The following is a 21,117-nucleotide window of genomic DNA, read 5'->3' as shown; positions in this document are numbered from 1 at the left end:
GTGGCTCAGTTCGGTACCGCGAGCACCGCGACCCAGTTGTCGGTGGTCTCGACACGGGTCGTCTCGAACCCGTTCTCGGAGAACAGGTCGGTCACCTCTTCGGGACGGTAGTAGACGAAGTGGCGGTCGTTCGCGTCGTGAGTGGCCCGCTCGCTCGACTTCACCGAGAGGTAGACGACGCTCTCGGGACGGAGGACTCGACGGAACTCCCGGAGCGTCCCCGCCGCCTCCGCCCGCGGGACGTGGAGGAACGACGCCGAACTCCAGAGTCCGTCGAACGTCCCCTCGTCGAACGGCAACCGCCGCATGTCTCCGTGGACGAACGACGCCTCGGGGTGGCGGTCGGCCGCCGCCTGGAGGAACCCGGGTGTGAGGTCGAGGCCAGTCACGTCGTACCCCGTGTTCAGAAACGTCTCGACGTCCGCGCCTGGGCCACAGCCGACGTCCAGCACCCGTTCGCCGTCGAGGCCCTCGACGGCATCGCGGAACGCCGCACCGTAGCGGGCGGCGACGGACTCCGAACGGTACTTCTCGACGTACGCGTCGGCGTCGGTACTGTAGGCGTCGAGTGTGCGGGAGACCTCGTCCATGCCTTCCGCACAGACCTGTCGGTGAAAGTGGTTCCGAACCGAACTCGACTGCAGTGGGTCGCCGGAAATGACGCCCACGGTAGCGCGGTCGCTCTTCACGCTCGTTCCGAGCAGAATGCACCGTCGGGGAATCGAACCCCACTCGCTCCCTGCAGTCGCTCGCTGGTTCGATTCTGAAGTAGAGCGTTTGCTCGTCGCGTTCGCGACTCGCAAAATGCACCGTCCGGGAATTGAACCACGCCGAGACGTGCTCGCTTCGCTGCGTGCGTCTCGTCTACTTCAATTCCCACCTACTGATTTCGTCCTCACTGCCGTTCGGACAGAAATGCACCGTCCGGGAATTGAACCCGGGCTATTGGCTTGGGAAGCCAATGTCCTACCACTGGACCAACGGTGCTCCCTTCGTCACCGGCGACTGCGTCGCCGGTTTCCAGCGGGACCTTCGGTCCCGCGCGGCTCACACCGAGACTCGCGTCCCTTCGGGACCGCTCGCCAACGGTCTCGGTTCTGTCAGCACTGGTTGTTCTGCATCACCCCACTTGAACGTAGCGTCTCATCGCGACGCCGAGGAGTCGTGCCGGTCGGAACCCCGTCGTTCAGTTCGGGTCGAGGTACCCACTCTCGATGGACGAACGGTCGGAAATATCGCGTGACAGGGCAGCTATTAGTCGGTCGAACGCCTCGATACGACCATGAGTGACGCCGTCGCCCGACCGAAGGACCTGCCCGTCGACCTCACGCTCTCCGAGTCGGAACTGGAGGCCCACCGCGAGCACATCACGGCGTTCGTCAGGAGCGTGGTCGACGACGCGGGGGCCGACGGTGCGGTCATCGGCCTGTCGGGAGGTATCGACTCGACGCTGACCGCCCACCTCGCCGTCGAGGCGCTGGGGGCGGAGGCGGTCCACGGCCTCGTGATGCCCAGCGACGTCAACACCGAGGGGAACATGAGCGACGCCGAGCGAGTGGCCGAGATGCTGGGTATCGACTACGACGTCGTCGACATCGAACCCATCGTCGACGCGTTCGTCGACGCCTACCCCGCAGGCGAGGACCACCGGATGGCCCTCGGAAACGTCCGGGTCCGCACGCGGGGGGTGCTCAACTACTTCGTCGCCAACGCAGAGTCGCGCATCGTCCTCGGGACGGGCAACCGCTCGGAGACGCTGACGGGCTACTACACGAAGTACGGCGACCAGGCGGTCGACTGCAACCCCATCGGCAACCTCTACAAGCGCCAGGTTCGCCAACTCGCCGACCACGTCGGCGTCCCCGAGGACCTCGTCGAGAAGCCCCCGAGCGCCGAGATGTGGGTCGGCCAGACCGACGAGGAGGAGATGGGGCTGAGCTACGACCTGCTCGACGCGGTGCTCGTCCTCCACGTCGACGGCCCCCTCTCGACGGCCGCGACGGCGAGCACGCTGGACGTCGACGAGTCGGTGATCGACCGCGTCGACGAACTGTACGCGACGAGCGAGCACAAACGCCACATGCCGCCCGCGCCCGACGCGCTCTCGCTCTGAGTCGGCCCGAACCCTCCTCGCGCGGTTCTCTCAACCCCCGCGCTCGACGGCGACGCCACGTTCGTCCAGCGCCGCGAACACGTCCGGGACGTCGCAGTCGAGCACGTCGGAGACGGTGAGTCGCGCGTCGTACGGGTAGTCGCGACTCGTCGCCATCTCGCGGAAGTTCGGACCGAGGTCGCGAAGGCCGAGGGCGTCGACGCGCTCGTCCGCGCCCGCGGCGTACAGCGCGTGGTACGCGCCGACGCCCTCCCCGACGAGCGACACCGTCTGGCTGTCCGTCCGGGACCGGAGGAACGCGGCGGCACACAGCACGTCGAACACGCGCATCCCGAACAGCGAGTCGTCCAGCGCGTCGTACGCCAGTTCGAACTCGGTCCCGTAGACGCCGTCGTACGCGTCGACCCAGTGCGGAATCGGTATCTCTCGGTTCCGGACCGCCCCGACGCCCCGCGGGTCGAACGCGAACGCCGTGCCCCGTTCGGCGGCCAGTTCGCGCAGTTCTGCGGCCCGGTCGGGGTCCGCGACGGCCTCGGTGCCGTCCTCGTAACAGACGACCGCGGGCGAGCGGGCCGGGACGCCGAGCGTCGAGACGAGCACGCCCGCGACGACGACGTCCGGGTCGCGTTCGGTGCGAAACCAGACGTGCTCGACCGAGAACCCGTCCGTCTCGGTCTGGCGGGTGGTTCGCGGGTGTCGGTCGGCGGCGGACCGGTCGAGGTCGAACCGCTCGACGAGTCGGTCGCGGAGTCGGACATCGCTCGCGGCCTCGTCCTCCCGCGGGTCGCCGGCAGACGCCGCTCGGAGACGGTCCGCGTCGAGGTCCGAACGGAGCAGGTCGGTGACGGTGCGCTCGTCGGGGAAGGCGGTCAGGACGGCTCCGTCGGTGGTGCAGTCGAGGGCCGACGGGTCGACGACCGCGTGCTCGTCACGAGGTGAGTACTCCCCGACGCCGAGGTGCGCACAGAGCCACTCGTACACCGGGTCGCCGAGGTCGTACACCGAGCAGTGTGGCTCGTCCGCGACGACGAGTTCCAGGCGGTCGGCCACGTCGGACAGGTCGTACACTCGCCGCGCTCGCTCGACCGCATCGTGGACGCCCTCCACGGGGAAGTACTGGTCCGAGGCGGCCGCCCCGACGAGGAGCGGTCGCGGAGCCATCGCGGCGAGGAAGTCGTCGTGGTCGACGCCGTCGGCGATGGCTCCCGGGAGCAACTGCTCGGCGTCGATGCGCTTGCCCGTCCGAAGCCACTCGGCACGCGTCGTGACCGAACAGCAGGGGGCGGCGACGGCGACCCGGTCGTCGAGCAGGCCGAGGAACTGGGTCCGGAGGCCGCCGCCGGAGGTGCCGACGACGCCGAGTCGCTCCGAGTCGACGTCGTCCCTGGTAGCGAGCACGTCCAGCGCACAGCGGTCGTCGTGGACCACGTACCGCGCCAGCGTCGCGCCCGCGGTGAGACACTGCTGGCCAGCGTAGCAGTGTTCGGAGACGCCGCCGCGGACGACGTCCGCGCCGAGGTCGGTGTCGGGGTACTGTTCGCGCTCGCCCTGCCCCAGCGAGTCGACGACCAGCACGAGGACGCCGTTCGTCGCGAGTTCGATACACGCGCGCTGGTTGAGCGGGTCGGCCTTCCCCGCGTCGACGTGTCCGCAGAGGAACAGCACGCCGGGGTGAGGCACCTCGCTCTCGGGCACGTAGCAGTTCGCGGTGACGTGGAATCGCGGGTGACTCTCGAAGACGATGCGCTCGACGCGATAGCCGTCGCGGTCGTCCGTTCCCACCGTCTCCATCGCGAGGGCTTCCGGGCGGTCGGGCAGTCCGCCGATGCGGTCGAGAAACCACTCGCGGACGCGCTCGCGGCGGTCCTCGTACTCCTCGCGGGTGTCGACGGCACGTTTCTCCGCGTGAGTGCGTTCGAACTGCGCCTCCGCTCGTCGCCGGAGGTACCGAGTCAGTTGGTCGGCGGCGTCGTAGTGCCCGTCCAGGGCCGGCAGGAACCCGTCCATCGTCTCTCCCGGGGCGACGGACCACCTCGTGAAAAGTCCGGGGGACCCGGACGTCCTTCGGGCCGTTCGGTGGGGGCTACCTACCGCTCAGTCCCGCCGGAGCGCGTCGGCGTTCCGGGCGACGAGGTCGGCGAACACGCCAGCCTCGGCCGTCTCCCGGTCGTCGTCGCTCCCGCGACTCCGGAGCAGCGGCTTGACCCGTTCGAGCGCGGCGTGGTCGTTGTCGGCCAGTTCGCGGGCGACGGTCGCGGGGTCCTCGACCACCCGGGAGACCAGCCCCATCCGGAGCGCCTCGTCGGCGTCGACGGCGCGCCCGGAGAGCGTGAGGTCCATCGCGTTGCCCTCGCCGACGATTCGCGGGAGACGGACGGTCCCGCCCCACGCGCCGAACAGGCCGAACGTGACGCCCGTCTCGGCGAACGTGGCCGCGTCGGTCGCGACCCGGAGGTCACACGCGAGTGCGAGTTCGACGCCACCGCCGCGGGCCGCGCCGTCGATTCCCGCGAGGACGACCGCCGAGGAGTCGGCGATGGCGCGGGCGGTCCGCTGGCCGTGTTCGGCGAAGGCGGCCGCCGGGTCGGTATCCGTGGTGTCGCCGTCGGTGGTGTCGCCATCGGTCGTGGTCGCGGCCGCGACGTCGGCGACGGCGTCGAGGTCCGCGCCCGCACAGAAGGCACTGCCCGCCCCCCGGAGGTAGACGACCGGTTCCGGAGGGTCGGAGACGGCGGCGGCGAGGTCGTCGAGCATCGCGGGGGTGAGCGCGTTGCGTCGTTCGGGTCGGTCGAGTGTCACCGTCCGGACGCCCGCGCTGTCCTCGATTCGGAGCACGACCGTCGCTCGGATGCGGTTTCCAAAGGTCTTTGCGTGTTCCGGGGCTATCTCGAAGCAATGGAGGACGCCGCCGCCGTCCGTCGGACTGCGCGTGCGTCGGTCGACGACATCGAGCCGAAACGGCTCCGCGACGACCTGCACGCGTTCATCGACGACGGCTCGATGGTCCCGGGGGTGGTGACGACGCTCGTCGGCCGGTCCCACGGCGCAGCGGGCGACTCGCTCCTCGAACGCGCCGCCGGCGTCCAACTCGTCTACGACGGGCTCCGTCTCACCCGCACGCTCGCCGACACCGAGCCGTGGCTCTCGGGGGACCGCGACACCGGCGACATGCACGTCCTCGCGGCCAACGCGCTGGTCGCTCGGGGGTTCTACCTCCTCGCGCGCACCGAGGCCGCCGAGGCCGCCGTCGGCGTCGTTCGCGCGTTCGGCCGCGACGAGACCGAACGTCGCGAGCGCGGCGACAGCGACCCGACGACCCTCGAAGCCGACGTGCTCGACCTGGCGGTCGTCGCGGGAGCGACGGCCGGCGGCGGCGACCCGACCGACGCGCTCCGGACGATGGCGTCGGACCTGGCGGGCACGCTCGACGCGCCGTTCCCGCCGGCGGCGACGCTGGCCGACCACGACGTCGCCGACCGCGTGCGACGTGATACCGGGGCGTTCGCCGACCACTGAATCGAAACGCCTAAAGTCGAGTCGTGGCACTCTGAAAACGCACTCAGCGTGCCTGGGTAGCTTAGCGGTAAAGCGCGTCCTTGGTAAGGACGAGAGCCCGGGTTCAAATCCCGGCCTAGGCTTCTTCCGAACTCACTTTCTCCGACAGTAACGCTTCCCGGACACCGACTACTCGACGAACGTCAGTCCCTCCGAAGACTCCGTCCGCAGGTCGCCCGCGAGACCGTACACCGTCGCGAACGCCTCGTCCTCGAACGAGACCGTCGTCCCCGTGTCGGAGAACAGGGTGGACCGCCCGAGGACGCCACACTGTGCCTCGTAGCCGTCGCCGTGGATCTCGGCGCTCGTCCAGCGGAGCGCGGTGAACACCGCGTCGCACGACGGGGGCCGCCACAGCTGGAGCCGACAGTGGAAGTCGTCTGCGAGTATCTCGCTGACGAACTCGTACACGTCGCTCGTCGGCCCGTCGTGGTCGACCTGCGGGTCGTGGTCGGTGCGTTGGAGGGGGCCGGTCTGCCGAAGTGGGTAGTTCTCGTACAACCGGTGGTAGTTCGCCCAGTACAGTTCGTCGCGCTAGTCGTGGCCGACGGTGGTGAACGAGTACGACGGCCCACCGATGGAGGGCCGTTCGAGGCCGAACCAGACGCGCTTTGCGTATCCGTCGAGGACGCCGTAGGCACCCGACTGGTCGTCGAGTCGCCACGCGAGGTAGCCGGCCTTGCTCTCCATGTCGTGAGCGACCGTCTCCGGGGTCCAGAGCGGTTGCCAGAACTGGAGCTCGAGCGTAAGATGCTCCGTACCGTCGGTGACCGTCAGTTCGGCCACGTCACCACGGTGGACGTCGTCGCCACCAGGTGCCGGTCCGTCGTCGACCGGGCAGTCGCTGTACTCGACGTCGTCCGACCCGAGTTCGTGGCTCCACGGCATCGTCACTACCACGCCAGTCACACGAGAAAACGTTTCCGAACCCCGACACGTTTCGGTGGGCGAACGATCGGTCGTCTCAGTCCAGCGACGCCACGTCCGTCTCGGGCACTTCGTCGTCCCCGATGGTCGCCGAGGGGAGCAGGATGCCCTCGAAGTCGAACGGGTCGGGGTCCTCGCCGCGGGCGACCTGCTCGGGCCAGTCGGGGTTCGACAGCGCGCTCGTCCCGAGGGTCAGCAGGTCCGCACCGGCTTCCAGCACGCTGCGAGCGGTCTCGGGGTCGCCGAGACCACCGTTGGCGACGACGGGGGCGTCGCCGTACTCGACGGCGGCCGCCGCGAGCGTCGGACCGTCGTCGCCGAAGGCGGGGGCGGTGATGTCCGTCTCGGTGACGTGGAGGTAGTCCGCGCCGGCTTCCGAGAGCGCCGCGAAGACGACTTCGGCGTCGTCCTCACCGCCGGGCCACTCGTAGCCGTCGTCGTTGACCTTCTCCTGGGAGACGCGGATGCCGACGACGAACGACTCGGGCATCGCCTCGCGGACGGCGGCGAGCACTTCGGCGGGGAACCGCACTCGCGACTCGACGTCGCCGCCGTACTCGTCGTCGCGCCGGTTGGCGTCGGCGGCGAGGAACTCGTTGAGCAGGTAGCCGTTGGCGGCGTGGAGTTCGACGCCGTCGAAGCCGGCCGCACGGGCGTTCTCGGCCGCGGCGACGAACGTCTCGCGCACGTCGTCGAGTTCGTCGTGGGTGAGCGCCTTCGGGGTGTCGAACTCCCCCTCGCCGCCGTAGAGGCCGGACTTCTCCCCGTCGGGCCGAATCGCGGAGGGGCCGGCGGTCTCGTCGGTGTGGGGGTTGCCCTGCGAGATGGCCCCGGCGTGCATCAACTGGGCGAAGATGGGTGTGCCCTCGTCGTGGACCGCCTCGGTCACCTGCCGCCAGGCTTCGACGTGGTCGTCGGTGACGAGGCCGGGTTGGTTCTCGTAGCCCTGGCTGTACTCGGCGTCGGTGTAGACGCCCTCGGTGAGGAGGAAGGAGAAGCCACCGCGGGCGAACTTGGCGTAGTAGCGCGCCATCCGTTCGGTCGCGCGACCGTCCGCGGTCGCGCTCGTTCGGGTCATCGGGGCGAGACCGACCCGGCCGTCGACCGTCAGGTCGTCGAACGAGAACGCCTCGAACAGCGCGTCGTGGTCCGTTGGCATCGACTCTCGGTTCGGCCGCGCGCAGTAAGTACGCCCTCCGGGTTTGCACGGGCCGTACACTGTCCGTACGGTAGCGATGCACACGATAGCCCCGAGAGTGGGAGACGGTCAGCGCTCTTCGCTCGGCGGTTCGAGGTAGTCGTCGTCGCCGCCGTTGAACTGGTCGCCGAACATCTCGTGGTACGTCGAGTGGCGTCGCCCGGTCGGCTCCCAGTCGAGGAAGTAGTCGTCGAGCGTGTTCGCGACGGTCGCGCCGAGGCTGTCGAGTTCCTCGTCGACGGTCGAGGCGGTCGACCAGGAGTCGACGTCGGCGTACGCCTCGCGGTCGGGCCAGTCGTCGGGCACCGTCGGCGCGTCGTACTCGACCCGGTCGCGGGCGGCGTACCAGTAGAAGTCGAGCGTCGGAATCAGGCGGAGCACGACGGCCGTGGCGGGGTCGTCGTCGGTCAGCGAGGTGTCGGTGGCCCACTCGTCGAACGCCTCGCCCCACGCGTTGTCGAGCGAGAGGTACGCCTGTAGGTCCCCACGGCGCTCTGCGTCGTACTCCTCGTCGACGGCCCCACCGTCGACGACGGGCGGGTCGGGGGGCGTCACGCTCAGTCCCATACTCGATGGTATGTCACGGAGACACATAACCAAGCGCTCGCCGGGGACCCTCGCTCACGTCAGGGTGAGCACGACGAAGAACGCGAGGACGGCCTCGTTGACGACCCAGGCGTTGTCGTTCATCCAGTCGCGGATGGTCGGGAGCGTCCGTTCGGCGCGCTCTCCCAGTCCGAGGACGGCGAGGCCGGGTAGCGCGATGAACAGGAGGGTCAGCCCGATGAACCCCAGCGAGTCGGTGACCGGGAGGTCGTTCGACGCGAGGTGGGAGCCGACGGCGACCGAGGTGAGGATGTCCGTCGGGAAGAACCCGAGCAACAGGAACCCGAGTCGGAACGAGAACCGCGGGGAGGCGCGTTCCAGCTTCCCCATCCACGACGGCGGTTCCGACTGCTCGCGGGTCAGGTAGGTGTGGACCATCGCCGCGAGCAGGGCGACGACGATGACGACGGTGAGCAGCGGTCGCGACTCCGACCCGCCGGTGGCGACCCCACCGAGCGTGTAGGCCAGCAGCACTATGGCGGTGATCGAGAGCGACGCGCCGACGACGTACGCCAGCGAGTTCCGTCGCCACTGCCGACTCGTCGCGAGGAAGATGGCGCTGAGGAGCTGTGGCCCGGCGACCATGACGACGGCGAGCGGGAGGATGGTCGCGAAGCTCACGACCACCCCTCCCGGGTGGCGCGGCCGGCCAGCTCAGTCGTCGCGCCACGCGAGCGCGACCCTCCCCGCGTCGCAGTTCCTCGCACGGTCGCTCGCGGCCGACCGCTCCGGTCTCCGTCGCCCCAGCCCCTGCCTCGCATCTCGCTACCGGTACGTGAGCCGTAGTAATCAATTCGTTGACTACTTCTCAGACACTCAGGCGGTCGAGTCGGTCACGGAGGCCGACGAGCAGGTCGTCGCGCCGGTCGACGTCGACGAACCACCACGCTTGCTGGCAGTAGAAGACGACCTCGTACACCGCGCGGCGGGTCTCGAACCCTGCTGCCAGCCCTGCCCGGTCGCGGTAGCGCTCGACGAACGTCTCGCCGGCGGTCTCGGTCCAGCACACGTACGTCACCTCGGCTTCGGGGTGGCCGTAGTAACACGCGGGGTCGAGGAACGCCGCCACGCCGTCGCCGTCGACGACGAGGTTCTGCGTCCAGACGTCGCCGTGGAGCAACGCGGGCGCGGCCGGGTCGTCGAGTAGGTCGGGGAGTCGGTCGCCGAGTCGCCACAGTCGCTCCACCAGGGCGGCCGGGAGGGCCGCGTCCGAGGCGGCGAGGGCGGCGTAGTAGCGCAGTCGGTGGTCGCGGACGAACGCGGGCCACGACTCGGTCCACGGGTTCGGCTTCGGGAGGGGGCCGGCCGTGGTGTCGAACGGGAACCCGCAGGCGTCGGTGGTCTCGTCGTGGAGGGCGGCGAGGTGGTCGGCGAGGTCGCGTTCGACGGCGGGCGTGACGGGGTCGTCGCCGGGGACGAACGCGAGCACCAGCAGGTCGTCGCTAGCGTAGCGGACGTCGGGGAGGGGGAGCGAGGAGTGGGTGGCGAGGTACCGTAGCATCCGCGCCTCGACGGTGAGCGGGGTTGGGGCGGTCTTGGCGACGACGCGACGGCCGTCGGCGAGGTCCACGCGGAACGCGCGCCCGGTGACCCCGCCGTCGAGGGGGGCGACGGCGACGACCCGTCCCTCGAGGGCCGCCTCCAGTTCGTCGCGCCACGTCTGAGGTTCGTCCGCGTCGGTGGGTCCCTCGACCATGCGCTCGCAGGTTGCGCCCGGAGTCGCCCATCAGTTTCGGTCGGGCGACGCGGTGGCTCAGGCTTCGAGTCGACTCGCGAGCGCTCGACCGCGGTCGGTCGGCGTCACGACGTCGCCGTCGGCGTCGACGTCGAGCAGGCCCGCGTCGGCGAGCTTCGGGAGGTGGACGTGGTGGAGGCGGATGCTGGCGTGGTCGCGGTCGTCGGCGTCGGCGGCGATGTGGTCGCGGAGGTCCTCGACGGCGACGTGCTCGGCCTCCTCGAACGCGCCGAGGAGGGTGCGGCGTTCGTCGTCGGCGAGCAGTCGGAAGGTGTGGTCAGCGTCGGGCGTCGTCCGGGCGGTCGGGGAGTCCGTCGTCGGTCGTCGCAGTCCGTTCTGTGCCATCTTGCCAGTAGGTTCGTCCCGAACCGGGTGTGTTCGGTGCCACGATTGTCGGGGGTACTTGACAACGACACCACGCTATCGTGGTGTTCGTTCGTGAAGGGTCCTCGCGGGCCGCTCGACGTTCGTACGTAGCCGGAACGTGTGAGGAGAACTACTCCTCGGTGTCGTGGTCGTAGACGAGGGCGAACAGTTTGCGCTCGGCCGCTCGGAGGTGCTGGGTGAACGTGCTGGGGGAGATGTCGAGCGACTCGGCGACCTCCTGGCCGCTGCGGCGACGGGGGCGCTCGAAGTAGCCCGCGCGGTAGGCGGCCTCCAGCGTCGTCGCCTGGCGGGCGGTGAGTCGCTCGTCGAGTTTCGCGCGGAACGCCGTCCGCGAGCGCAACGGTCGGTCGCGCTCGCGCCGTGCCACGAGGTCGACGCCGGTCGCGACTCGCGAGAGCGTCTCGACGACGCCACGCACGTCGGCGTGTTCGGCGACGTCCACGACGACGGTACAGCCGGTGGTGTCCGCTCGGGCGGTCCGCACCGTCGCCCCGCCGTCGGCGAGCGTCGAGACGATGGTGTCGCCGTCGACGAGCACCTCCAGGAGGGTGGCGTCGTCGGCGTGCCCGACAGCGCTCGCGTGGCGCACGCCGTCGAGCGACTGGGCGGCCCCGGCCGCGGTCTCCTCCTCCGTGGCGGCGACCGACAGCGTGAGGAGCGTCGTCCCGTCGGCGCGGCCGACCGCCCCGTCGAGCGCGACGGTGGTGTCGAGCGCGTCGGCGAGTTCCGAGAACAGCGGTGCTTCGTCGAGGTGGAGTTCGAGTTCGACGACGGCGTCGCTGGAGAGCGCTCGCTTGCGCTCGACGGCGGCGATGGCGTAGCCGACCGTCTCACCCAACTCCGCCAGCACCGCCCGTTCCTCGTCGTCGAACGCTTCGGGACGCTCGGAGTAGACACAGAGGACCCCGTACAGCGCCTCCCCGGAGACCAGCGGGACGGCCGCCGAGGAGCGATAGCCGCGTTCGAGGGCGTCCTCGCGCCACGGCTCGAAGTCCGGGTCGTCGACGATGCGCTGGGCGACCGCCACCTCCCGCGAGCGGATGGCCCGTCCGACCGGGCCTCGACCGGTGTCGGCGTCCTCGACGTCGATGTCGATGTCGTCGAGGTAGCCCGCTTCGACGCCCGCGAACGCGCGGGAGACGACCCGTCCGTCGGGGCCGCTCCGGTCGCCGACCCAGGCGAAGCGGTAGCTCTCGGAGTCGGCCAGTCGGTCGCAGACGCGCTGTTCGATGGTCTCGCGGCTCTCGGCGTCGACGAGCGACCGGACGACACTCCGGATGACGCTGTTGATGCGGTCGAGGCGTTCGAGTTCGTCGCGCTGTCGTTCGAGCAGCGCCTCGCGTTCGGCCTGCTCGGAGATGTCCCGGCCGATACCCGTGAGGCCCACGACCTCGCCGTCGGTGTCGGTGATGGGGGCGCCGGTGAACTCGTAGGGGACCTCGCGTCCGTCTTTCGTCAGCAGGTGGGAAGCGATCGTCACCATCTCGCCCTCGTCGACGACGGCGGCGATGGCGGCCATGATGCGGTCGTGGTCGTGTTCGGGGACGAACTCGAAGGCGCTCATCTCGGCGATCTCCGCGTCGGTGTAGCCGGTGACCGCGGTCACGCGGTCGTTCCACCGGAGGATGTCGCCCCCGGCCCCGACGGTGTACAGCACGTCCGGCAGGCCGTCGAGGACGCTCTCGACGAACGCCCGCTCCTCTTCGAGTTCCCGCTCGCGTCGCTTTCGCTCGCCGACGTCACGGACGATGGCGAGCAGCCGTTCGTTGCCGTCGATGGTCGCGAGTTTGAGGCTGATCTCTACCCACAGCTCCTCGCCCGCGACGGTCCTCGCGTGCGACTCGAAGCGCTGGGGGTCGCCGTCGATGGCCGCCGCGATGTGGTCGGCCGCGCGGTCCTTCTCGTCGTCGTCGGCAGCGAGCGTCACGTCTGCCAGCGACCGCTCCAGCAGCGTCTCGCGGTCGAAGCCGAACATCTCGCAGAAGCGTTCGTTGACGTCGTCGACGTCGCCCGTCTCGGGGTGGTAGACGACGAGTCCGGCGTCGACCTTCTCGAACACCTCGCGGTAGTTCGTGTGCGCGCGGCTCTCGGAGACGGCGGTCCGGACGCGGTCGGCCAGTCGTTCGTGGTGTTCGACGGTGTCGGAGCGCCTGAGGTGGTCGGTGACGCCCGCAGCGACGGCACGGTCGACCTCGCCCGGCGACGCCGCCGAGAAGAGGATGACCGGGAGGGAGGGGCGCTCGCGACGGATGCGCTCGACGAGCGCCGGCGCGTCGCCGTCGGGGAGGTCGTACGCACAGACGACGCAGTCGACCGCCGAGAGCGTCGCCAGCGCGCTCTCGCCGTCGGGGAGTGCCTCGGCCTCGATGTCGCCGGCGAGTTCGAGTCCGGTGACGACCAACTCGGCGAACGCCTGGTCGGTGTCGACGTACGCGACCCGGACCGGTTCCGTCGGCCGATTCGGCCGGTTCGGGCTGAGTGCCCGGGTCGCGTCGCTGTCGTCCGGCATTGTGGCGGCGGTACGCAGTCACCCAATTAAATGGCTCTGGCCGAGATGACGGTCAGCCTGCCGGTTGCATCACGGGAGTGGGATATAAGGTAGTAATAGGCGATTATAGACTATTATCATTATCTATCATAACAGTTTTTAGTCGGACTGTTGCAGGTGGGGATACGTCACGCGGAGCGGTCGCGTGCGAACCAACCATGAAGGATTCACAGGACAAGGTTGCGAGTCGGGTGCGAAGCACGGAGTCGAACATCAGAGACGTCGACAACGCCGCGGGCCGCGAGTTCCGCGAACTGCTGACCGACGAACCGTACGTGTTCGCGCCGGGGCTGTACCACGCGCTCGACGCGCGACTGGCCGAGATGGCCGGACACGACGCCGTCTACATGAGCGGGTACTCGACCGTGTTGGGGCAGTTCGGGTTCCCGGACCTGGAGATGGTCACCATGACCGAGATGGTCGAGAACGCAAAGCGCATCGTCGAGGCGACGAACCTGCCGGTCGTCGCCGACTGCGACACCGGCTACGGCGGCATCCACAACGTCCAGCGGGCCGTCCGCGAGTACGAGAAGGCCGGCGTCGCCGCCGTCCACATCGAGGACCAGACCTCGCCGAAGCGCTGTGGACACATCGCGGGCAAGCAGATCGTCTCCCGCGAGGAGGCCGTCTCGCGGTTCTCCGCCGCCGTCGACGCCAAGCAGAGCGAGGACACGGTCATCATCGCCCGCACCGACGCCTACGGCTCCTCCAACGGCGACTGGGAGGAACACCTCGAACGCGGTCGTCTGTACGCCGACGCCGGCGTCGACCTCGTCTGGCCGGAGATGCCCGACCCCTCGCGAGAGGACGCGGTCAACTACGCCGAGACCATCCACGAGACCCACCCAGACCTCGACCTGGCGTTCAACTACTCCTCCAGTTTCGCCTGGAGCGAGGAGGAGGACCCGCTCACGTTCGCCGAACTGGGCGACCTCGGCTACAAGTACATCTTCGTGACGCTGTACGCGCTGCACTCCGGCGCACACGCCGTCTACGAGGACATGAAGAACATCGCGGACAACGCCGAGCAGGGCCAGATGGACCTCGAAGGTCGCTACCTCGACCACGAGACCGAGAGCCACCACCAGCTCTCGTTCGTCCCGCGCTACCAGGACATCGAAGCCGAGTTCGACCCCGAAGCCAGCGAGCGCATGCAGAAGTCCGCCGGCTTCAGCGAGGACCGCTCGGAGCCGCTGACCTCGAACAACGACGACGACTGAACCGACGACCACCCTCGAAATTCGCCCCTACTTTAATGTTCATTCCAGTTCCCTACAGAGTCGATTACGATGACCGAACGTAGACACCAGCGGAAGTTCGTGCGGACGTTCTTCACCTCGCCCACGGCGTTGCAGGGCGAGGACGACTCCGCGAAGATGATTCGCCGTGCCGCCCAACTGCGCGGTCTGGAGGCCCCGGACGTCTGGGTGCCCGACAACGAGGACGCCACCGCCCCGTCGATGCGCGACGAGGGTGCGCGGAACATCATCGATGTCGTCGCCGAGGGCGGCGCGGAGTTCCCCGGCGAGATCCACCCCCGCGTCGTCTGGCACCGCGACAGCCCCGCCACGCGCTACCAGGGGTTCCAGCACATGCTCGAGATAGCCGACCCCGACAACGGCGCGAGCGAGCACATCGACGGCTTCGTCATCCCCGAGGTCGGCGACATCGACGACTGGAAGAAGGCCGACGAGTTCTTCACCATCGTCGAGACCGAACACGGCCTGGAGGAGGGGAGCCTCAAGATGTCCGTCATCATCGAGAGCGGCGAGGCCGAACTCGCGATGGGCAAGCTCCGCGACGAGATGGGCAAGGACACCAACAACCTCGAACGCCTGTTCCTGCTCGTCGACGGCGAGGTCGACTACACGAAGGACATGCGCGCGATGACGCCGACCGGGAAGCTCCCGGCGTGGCCCGAACTCCGCCACAACACCTCACGCGGTGCGAGCGCCACCGGCTGTATCGCCGTGGACGGCCCGTTCGACGACATCCGCGACGTCGACGGCTACCGCGAGCGCATGACCGAGAACCACGCCAAGGGGATGCTCGGCATCTGGTCGCTGACGCCGGGGCAGGTCGTCGAGGCCAACACCCACCCGCTCCCGCCGAAGGAGGGGAGCTGGCAGCTCACCGTCGGCGACCAGACGGTCACCCTCACCGACGAGGGCGACGTGCAGGCCTACGAGGGCGACCGCCTCTCGCTGGAGGAGACGGGTGACGGCTACGTCCTCCGGACGCCGGGCGGTGAACAGCACCTCGACGAGGACGAGTTGCGCGAGGAACTGCTCGACATGGCCGAGTACGTCCCGAGCATGGACGACATCGTCGACTCCATGGAGGAGTTCGAGGCCGCCCGCGACGCCGGCACCGGTGCCATCGCGATGGAGCAGGCCACCACGCTCCGCTTCGGCGACGTCGAGGTCGACATCTCGAACGACCGCATGTGGGACGAGGCGACCTACCAGGCCGCGATGACCCCCATCGCACTGTTCCAGGACGTCTACGAGAACCGCCCGGACCAACACGAGGAACTCGCCGAGATGTACGGCGAGAGCGTCGTCGAGCGCGCGACGAGCGTCGGGAAGTAGTCGAGCGGTCTCGCTCGACGTCGCTGTCGTCCGTCTTTCCTCCGCCACCGTCGATTCGCGTCGCGAGCCGTCGGCTCCCGGAGCGAGAACGAGAGGAGTCGAGGTCGGTGTGACCCCGGAACTGCGGGTCAGGACCGGCGCTCAGTCGTCGTCTTCGCCGTCGTCGTCATCGTCGTCCCACTCGTCTTCGTCGCCGACGACCTCGAACTGGCGCATCATCGCGTGTTCCTCGTGTTCGAGGACGTGACAGTGCCACGGGTACTTCCCGGCGTAGTTGTCGAAGCGCACGACGATGCGGACGGTCTCGCCGGGGTCGACCCGGACGATGTCCTTCGGACCGCGCTCGGTGGGCGCGGGCGGGTGGGTCCCGTCGGGACCGCGACCGACGATGTCGAACGTCACGAGGTGCATGTGGATGGGGTGGGAGTGGTGGCCGGTGTTCTCCAACTCCCAGACCTCGGTCGTCCCGAGTCGGGGACGCGCGATGTCGCCGCCCTCGTAGGAGGCCTTCCCGTTGAGCACGTGGAGGTCAGGTTCGTCCATCATCATCCGCATACCGAGGGTCATCTGGCGGGTCTCGACGGCGGCCTGCTCGTTGTGGACGGGGCCACCGGGCAGGTCGAGGGTCGCGGGGTCCGCGCTGGTGTCGGGTTCGCTGACGCTCTCGGCGACGCGGAACTGCATGACCTCGTCGATCTGGGGGTACTCCTCGTCGCCCATGTCCATGTGCATCCCGTCGTCGCCACCCATGTCCATGGAGTCGTTGCCGCCCATCTCCATGCTGCCGCTGTCGTTCATCTCCATCCCGCCCATCTCCATACTCTCGTTGCCGCCCATCTCCATGTCGCCGTGGCCGCCGTGGCCGCCCGGCCCCGTGTACGGGAACGCGGCGTCGTTGGTCATGGTGATGGTCTCGCCAGCGTACTCCGAGAAGTCGACGACGACCTCCGCGCGCTCGAACGGCGCGAGGACGAGCGACTCGGCGTCGCCGTGGTGACCGATCTCGACGACCTCCTCGAGGAAGCCGTGGTCGGGGGCGATCTGGAACATCGTCGGGCCGCCGTGACCGTCTTCGCTCGCGAGGCTCATGCCGAACGTCCGACCGTTGGCTTGGTTGACGAGACGGAAGCGGTACTTCCGGGGTTCGACCTCCATGTACGGCCACACCGCGCCGTTGACGAACGCGGTGTCACCCGCGAAGTTCGCGACGAACTCGTCGGGGTAGCTGAGCGAGCCATCGTCGTGGAACGACTTGTCCTCGAGCATGATGGGGACGTCGTAGTCGCCACTCGGGAGGTTCAGTCGTTCCTCGTCCTTGCTCTCTATCTGGTAGAAGCCGTGCAGGCCCGCGTAGTTGTTGAGTCGACTCACACCGAGGGCGTGGTCGTGGTACGTCGCCGTCATCCGGTCCTGACGGTTGGGCAGTTCGTGAACGTCTTTGGCCGGCTGTGGGCCTTTCACGCCGTCGGGGGACTCCCACTGGCGGGCCTGACCGTCGCTTAGGCGCTCGACGTTGAGGCCGTGCTGGTGGACCGACGTCCGGACCTCGGGGACGGGGCCGTCGTGGTTCTCGTAGTCCTCGGGCTTCGTGCCGTGGACGAACTCGTCGACCGACAGGATGTGCTCCTCGGGGAGCGCACTGTTGTCGTAGCGAACGTGGATGCGCTCGTTCTGCTGTGCCTCGATGACCGGTCCGGGAACCTCCCCGTCGAACCCCCACATCGTCGTCGGCGGGAGGTCCGGGTGGACCGTCCGCTCGACCTGTTCCATCGGAATCTCGTAGTAGTCTTTCCCCCGCATCCGACCGTCGGCCTCCCTGACCGACGGAATCGGAAGCGGCTGGACGAACTTCTCGAGGTCGGGCGACGACTCGGCCGCCGTCGTGACCCCCCACGTGAGCACTCCCCCAACCCCGAGCGCGGTTCCCGCCTTCATGAACTGCCGCCGGTTCAGCCCTCGCTCTGTCATGGGTAACACCAACGCCCGACCAGACATTAATATTGTGATGAATGTAGTTATTAAGTGAATGTAACTGGTTGGAACAACTCACGGCGAGAGCAGACGACACTCGACCGACCACCTACGCGCTCGCCACCCGACGAGGCGGTCTCGATGCGAGGGTCTCGCGACTCGTCGTGGCCGCGTTCTCGGAAAAAGTGTGTCCGGCGAGTCGCCGGGGGCTCAGTTCCCCTTCTCGCGCTCCTGGGCGTCGACGACGGCGACGCCGGTCAGGTTGACGATGTCCTTCACCTCGTCGCCGCGCTGGAGGACGTGGACGGGTTTGTCCATGCCGACGAGCATCGGGCCGATGGCGTCCGCGCCGCCGAGGCGCTGAAGCAGTTTGTAGCCGATGTTGCCCGCTTCGAGGTTCGGGAAGACGAGCACGTTGGCGGGTTCGTCGAGTTCCGAGAACGAGTACGTCCCGTTGAGCATCTCCTCGACGACGGCGGTGTCGGCCTGCATCTCGCCGTCGACCGGGAAGTCGACCTCGGGGTCCGAACGGAGCTGTCGAGCCGCGCTCCGGGGCTTGCGGGTCCCCGTGTTGTCGACGCTGCCGAAGTCGGAGTACGACAGCAACGCCGCCCGTGGCGAGACGTTGAACCGACGAGCCAGTTTCGCGGTCTGCTTCGTGACCTCCGCGAGGACGGCCTCGTCGGGGTCCTGGTTGACCGTGGCGTCCGCACAGAACACGACGTTGTTCTTGAACGTCAGCAGGTAGACGCCGGCGGCGTAGTCGGCGTCGGGTGCGGTGCCGATGACCTGCAACGGCGGGCGCAGCGCCGACGGGTAGTGGTGCATCAGGCCGGTGAGCATCGCGTCGGCGTCGCCCATCTCGACCATGACGCTAGCGAGGTAGTTGCCGTCCTCGATGAGTTCGCTCGCTTCACGACGGGTGACGCCCTTGCGCTTCCTGAGTTCGTGGAGGCGCTCGGCGTAGCACTCCAGGTCGGTCTCGTCGGGGTCGACGATGTCCAACTCGCTGTCGAACTCCAGGCCGAGTTCGTCGGCCCGCGACTCGATGGTCTCGCGCTCGCCCAGCAGGATGGGGTGGGCGATGCCCTGCTCGATGACCTGCGCGGCGGCGCGGATCATCTTCTCGTCTTCGCCCTCCGCGAGCACGACGCGCTTGGGGTCGGACTTCGCCTTGTTGAGGACGACGCGCATCATCTCGCGGGACTTCCCGAGACGCGCTTCGAGGCGCTCGACGTACCGTTCCATGTCGAGTTCCTTGCGGGCCGCACCGGAGTCCTCGGCGGCGCGCGCGACGGCGGGTGCCACCTCGAACAGCACGCGCGGGTCGAGCGGTTTCGGGATGATGTACTCCGGCCCGAACTGGAGCGGCTGGTCGCCGTAGGCCTTGACGACGGCGTCGGGGACGTCCTGACGAGCGAGTTCGGCGAGCGCCTCGGCGGCGGCCACCTTCATCGCCTCGTTGATTTCGGTGGCGCGCACGTCGAGCGCGCCCCGGAAGATGAACGGGAACCCGAGCACGTTGTTCACCTGGTTCGGGTAGTCCGAACGCCCGGTTGCCATGATGACGGTGTCGTCGCGGGCGTCCTTGGCGTCCTCGTAGGTGATCTCGGGGTCGGGGTTCGCCATCGCGAAGATGATGGGGTCGTCGGCCATCGACCGGACCATCTCCTGGGAGACGATGCCGCCGACCGAGAGGCCGACGAACACGTCGGCGTCGGCGAGGGCGTCCGAGAGGGTCCCCTCCTGACGGTCGCGGGCGAACTCCCGTTTGAACTCGTTGACCTCGCCGTCGTCGGCGCGCTGTTTCGTGATGATGCCCGTCGAATCACACATCGTGATGTTCTCGGTCTTCGCACCGAGCGAGACGTAGAACCGAGCGGTGGCGATGGCCGATGCGCCGGCCCCGGAGAACACGATGTCGAGGTCCGCGAGGTCCTTCCCGACGACGTCCGCGGCGTTGATGAGCGCCGCCCCGGAGATGATGGCGGTGCCGTGCTGGTCGTCGTGGAAGACGGGGATGGACATCTCCTCGCGCAGACGCTCCTCGATCTCGAAGCACTCCGGCGCTTTGATGTCCTCCAAGTTGACGCCGCCGAAGGTGGGTTCCATCGCCTTCACCGACCGGATGAGGTCGTCGGGGTCGGTCTGGTCGAGTTCGATGTCGAACACGTCGATGTCGGCGAAGCGCTTGAACAGCACGCCCTTCCCCTCCATGACGGGTTTCGACGCCTGCGCGCCGATGTCGCCGAGACCCAGCACGGCGGAGCCGTTCGAGACCACACCGACGAGGTTCCCTTTCGCGGTGTAGCTGTAGGCCTTGTCGGCGTCGTCGGCGATTTCGAGACACGGTGCGGCGACACCCGGCGAGTACGCCAGCGAGAGGTCGCGCTGTGTGTTCGTCGGCTTGGTCGTGTTGATCTCCAGTTTCCCCGGCGGGTCTTGCCGGTGGTACTCCAGAGAGTCCTCGTCGATGCCCATACTCGCAACCGCGCAAGGCGGGAGCAAAAAGCTATCCGAGGGTCGCCTGACGTGTGGGCCTTGCCATCGCCCCACGTGGCTGGTGAACGGTGGGGGTAAGTGTGTCCGGTCCCCAGTTCCGGCCATGGAGTCACGGTTCCGCAGGCTCACCGCCCTCTCCGCCGGCTTGACGTTCGTGTTGGTCCTCCTCGGCGTCTACACGGCGGCGGCGGGTGCGGGGCTGACGTGCGACCAGAACTGGCCGTTCTGTGACGGTGCGGTGTTCGGACTGTTCCCCGCGAACTGGGCGAGTTTCGTCGAGTGGTTCCACCGCCTCGTCGCGATGGTGACCGGCTTCGTCATCCTCGGGAACACCGTCAGCGCGTTCCGTGGCGCGGCGGGCCGGAAGACACAGGGTGCGCTCGCAATCGCGACCCTGCTGTTGCCGGCCCAGATAGTCCTCGGTGCGCTCACCGTCACGCAGTACGAGTGGCTCATCCTCACCGCGCACTTCGTGACCGCGGCGACCATCTTCGCGGGCGTCGTCCTCGCGGCGCTGTGGGCGGCCGACGACGTCGTGACGAACCGACTCGTCCGTGCGGTGGCCGGCCTCGTCCCCCTCACGGTCGGCGCGATGGTCGTCCTCAACCCGCGGACGTTCGTCGCCTACACCCCCCCAGTACAGGTCGCGTACTACGCGGTCGCCCTGCTGGCGTTCGGCGGCGCGCTCGCGACGGCCGTCTGGGCCGGTCGCCACGGTCTCGACGCTCGCGCCCGCCTCCCCGCTCTCGGCTGCTCGACGCTCCTGTTCGGCCTGCTCGCCGTCGGCCGGCAGTACTACGGCCTCGACGGCCGGGTCCTGTCGCTCGGTGCGACCGCACTGGCACTCGGGTTGGCGCTCCTGACGTGGTGGGTCGCTCGGCGTGACAGTCCCGACGGGAGACACGAAACGGGCGTTCCGTCGGACGACTAGGCCGAAATCGGCCGAAAACCGCCGCAACGTTAAAACGGGTTTCTGACGCATGG

At 68.6% G+C, this 21,117-nt stretch carries 18 protein-coding genes and 2 tRNA genes; 6 read left to right on the top strand and 14 right to left on the bottom strand.

Annotated features, from left to right (window positions below):
• Positions 1 to 5 precede the first annotated feature (5 nt).
• Positions 6 to 590: a class I SAM-dependent methyltransferase gene (locus M1L36_RS10595; RefSeq protein WP_250873705.1), complete on the bottom strand. Its 585-nt coding sequence runs from the start codon at positions 588 to 590 to the stop codon at positions 6 to 8.
• A gap of 326 nt (positions 591 to 916) precedes the next feature.
• Positions 917 to 987, bottom strand: a tRNA-Gly gene (locus M1L36_RS10590).
• 295 nt (positions 988 to 1,282) lie between these two features.
• Here M1L36_RS10590 and M1L36_RS10585 point away from each other — a divergent pair.
• Positions 1,283 to 2,113: an NAD+ synthase gene (locus tag M1L36_RS10585; RefSeq protein ID WP_250873704.1), complete on the top strand. Its 831-nt coding sequence runs from the start codon at positions 1,283 to 1,285 to the stop codon at positions 2,111 to 2,113.
• 30 nt (positions 2,114 to 2,143) lie between these two features.
• Here M1L36_RS10585 and M1L36_RS10580 read toward each other — a convergent pair whose 3' ends face one another.
• On the bottom strand, positions 2,144 to 4,120 hold the full coding sequence (locus M1L36_RS10580) for an alpha/beta hydrolase family protein (protein WP_250873703.1): 1,977 nt from the start codon (positions 4,118 to 4,120) through the stop codon (positions 2,144 to 2,146).
• Between the two features lie 87 nt (positions 4,121 to 4,207).
• Entirely contained in the window at positions 4,208 to 4,948 is a 741-nt protein-coding gene (locus tag M1L36_RS10575) for an enoyl-CoA hydratase/isomerase family protein (protein ID WP_250873702.1), read from the bottom strand.
• Positions 4,949 to 5,008: 60 nt separating this feature from the next.
• Between M1L36_RS10575 and M1L36_RS10570 the strand changes: the two genes are divergently transcribed.
• Together M1L36_RS10570 and M1L36_RS10565 are read left to right on the top strand one after the other, a co-directional pair.
• Complete coding sequence (locus M1L36_RS10570; RefSeq protein WP_250873701.1) at positions 5,009 to 5,629, top strand: DUF7114 family protein; 621 nt, start codon at positions 5,009 to 5,011, stop codon at positions 5,627 to 5,629.
• Positions 5,630 to 5,679: 50 nt separating this feature from the next.
• Positions 5,680 to 5,751: transfer RNA gene (locus M1L36_RS10565), tRNA-Thr, on the top strand.
• Positions 5,752 to 5,797: 46 nt separating this feature from the next.
• Here the strand turns inward: M1L36_RS10565 and M1L36_RS10560 are convergent.
• The 8 genes from M1L36_RS10560 to M1L36_RS10525 form a co-directional block, all read right to left on the bottom strand.
• Positions 5,798 to 6,169 carry a hypothetical protein gene (locus M1L36_RS10560; RefSeq protein ID WP_250873700.1) on the bottom strand — a complete coding sequence of 124 codons (372 nt, stop codon included), beginning with the start codon at positions 6,167 to 6,169 and terminating at the stop codon, positions 5,798 to 5,800.
• Positions 6,170 to 6,202: 33 nt separating this feature from the next.
• The gene (locus M1L36_RS10555; protein ID WP_250873699.1) at positions 6,203 to 6,556 is read right to left on the bottom strand and encodes a hypothetical protein; all 354 of its coding nucleotides are present in this window, start codon (positions 6,554 to 6,556) and stop codon (positions 6,203 to 6,205) included.
• A 76-nt stretch (positions 6,557 to 6,632) separates the two neighbouring features.
• Complete coding sequence (locus M1L36_RS10550) at positions 6,633 to 7,754, bottom strand: oxidoreductase (RefSeq protein WP_250873698.1); 1,122 nt, start codon at positions 7,752 to 7,754, stop codon at positions 6,633 to 6,635.
• 108 nt (positions 7,755 to 7,862) lie between these two features.
• Entirely contained in the window at positions 7,863 to 8,360 is a 498-nt protein-coding gene (locus M1L36_RS10545) for a DUF7992 family protein (protein ID WP_250873697.1), read from the bottom strand.
• A 54-nt stretch (positions 8,361 to 8,414) separates the two neighbouring features.
• Positions 8,415 to 9,020: a GAP family protein gene (locus tag M1L36_RS10540; protein WP_250873696.1), complete on the bottom strand. Its 606-nt coding sequence runs from the start codon at positions 9,018 to 9,020 to the stop codon at positions 8,415 to 8,417.
• Positions 9,021 to 9,207: 187 nt separating this feature from the next.
• The gene (locus tag M1L36_RS10535; RefSeq protein ID WP_250873695.1) at positions 9,208 to 10,095 is read right to left on the bottom strand and encodes a fructosamine kinase family protein; all 888 of its coding nucleotides are present in this window, start codon (positions 10,093 to 10,095) and stop codon (positions 9,208 to 9,210) included.
• Positions 10,096 to 10,152: 57 nt separating this feature from the next.
• Positions 10,153 to 10,479 carry a DUF7344 domain-containing protein gene (locus tag M1L36_RS10530; protein WP_250873694.1) on the bottom strand — a complete coding sequence of 109 codons (327 nt, stop codon included), beginning with the start codon at positions 10,477 to 10,479 and terminating at the stop codon, positions 10,153 to 10,155.
• Positions 10,480 to 10,630: 151 nt separating this feature from the next.
• Positions 10,631 to 13,030 carry a PAS domain S-box protein gene (locus M1L36_RS10525; protein ID WP_250873693.1) on the bottom strand — a complete coding sequence of 800 codons (2,400 nt, stop codon included), beginning with the start codon at positions 13,028 to 13,030 and terminating at the stop codon, positions 10,631 to 10,633.
• A gap of 197 nt (positions 13,031 to 13,227) precedes the next feature.
• Here M1L36_RS10525 and aceA point away from each other — a divergent pair, with 197 nt between their 5' ends.
• On the top strand, positions 13,228 to 14,289 hold the full coding sequence (gene aceA, locus M1L36_RS10520) for an isocitrate lyase (protein ID WP_250873692.1): 1,062 nt from the start codon (positions 13,228 to 13,230) through the stop codon (positions 14,287 to 14,289).
• A 69-nt stretch (positions 14,290 to 14,358) separates the two neighbouring features.
• Complete coding sequence (gene aceB / locus M1L36_RS10515) at positions 14,359 to 15,660, top strand: malate synthase AceB (protein WP_250873691.1); 1,302 nt, start codon at positions 14,359 to 14,361, stop codon at positions 15,658 to 15,660.
• A gap of 141 nt (positions 15,661 to 15,801) precedes the next feature.
• On the opposite strand, the gene M1L36_RS10510 is transcribed toward aceB, so the two are convergent.
• Positions 15,802 to 17,628, bottom strand: a complete 1,827-nt coding sequence (locus tag M1L36_RS10510; protein WP_250873690.1) for a multicopper oxidase family protein — start codon at positions 17,626 to 17,628, stop codon at positions 15,802 to 15,804.
• Positions 17,629 to 17,841: 213 nt separating this feature from the next.
• The gene (locus M1L36_RS10505; RefSeq protein ID WP_250873689.1) at positions 17,842 to 20,112 is read right to left on the bottom strand and encodes an NADP-dependent malic enzyme; all 2,271 of its coding nucleotides are present in this window, start codon (positions 20,110 to 20,112) and stop codon (positions 17,842 to 17,844) included.
• Between the two features lie 124 nt (positions 20,113 to 20,236).
• Here M1L36_RS10505 and M1L36_RS10500 point away from each other — a divergent pair, with 124 nt between their 5' ends.
• Positions 20,237 to 21,064 (top strand): COX15/CtaA family protein, encoded by an 828-nt coding sequence (locus tag M1L36_RS10500; RefSeq protein WP_250873688.1) that lies wholly within the window; start codon positions 20,237 to 20,239, stop codon positions 21,062 to 21,064.
• Positions 21,065 to 21,117 lie beyond the last annotated feature (53 nt).

The organism is Halomarina rubra, from assembly GCF_023699475.1.
Taxonomy (GTDB): domain Archaea; phylum Halobacteriota; class Halobacteria; order Halobacteriales; family Haloarculaceae; genus Halomarina; species Halomarina rubra.
The sequence above is the reverse complement of the archived record's forward strand: the minus strand, read 5'-3'. Positions and strand labels throughout refer to the sequence as shown.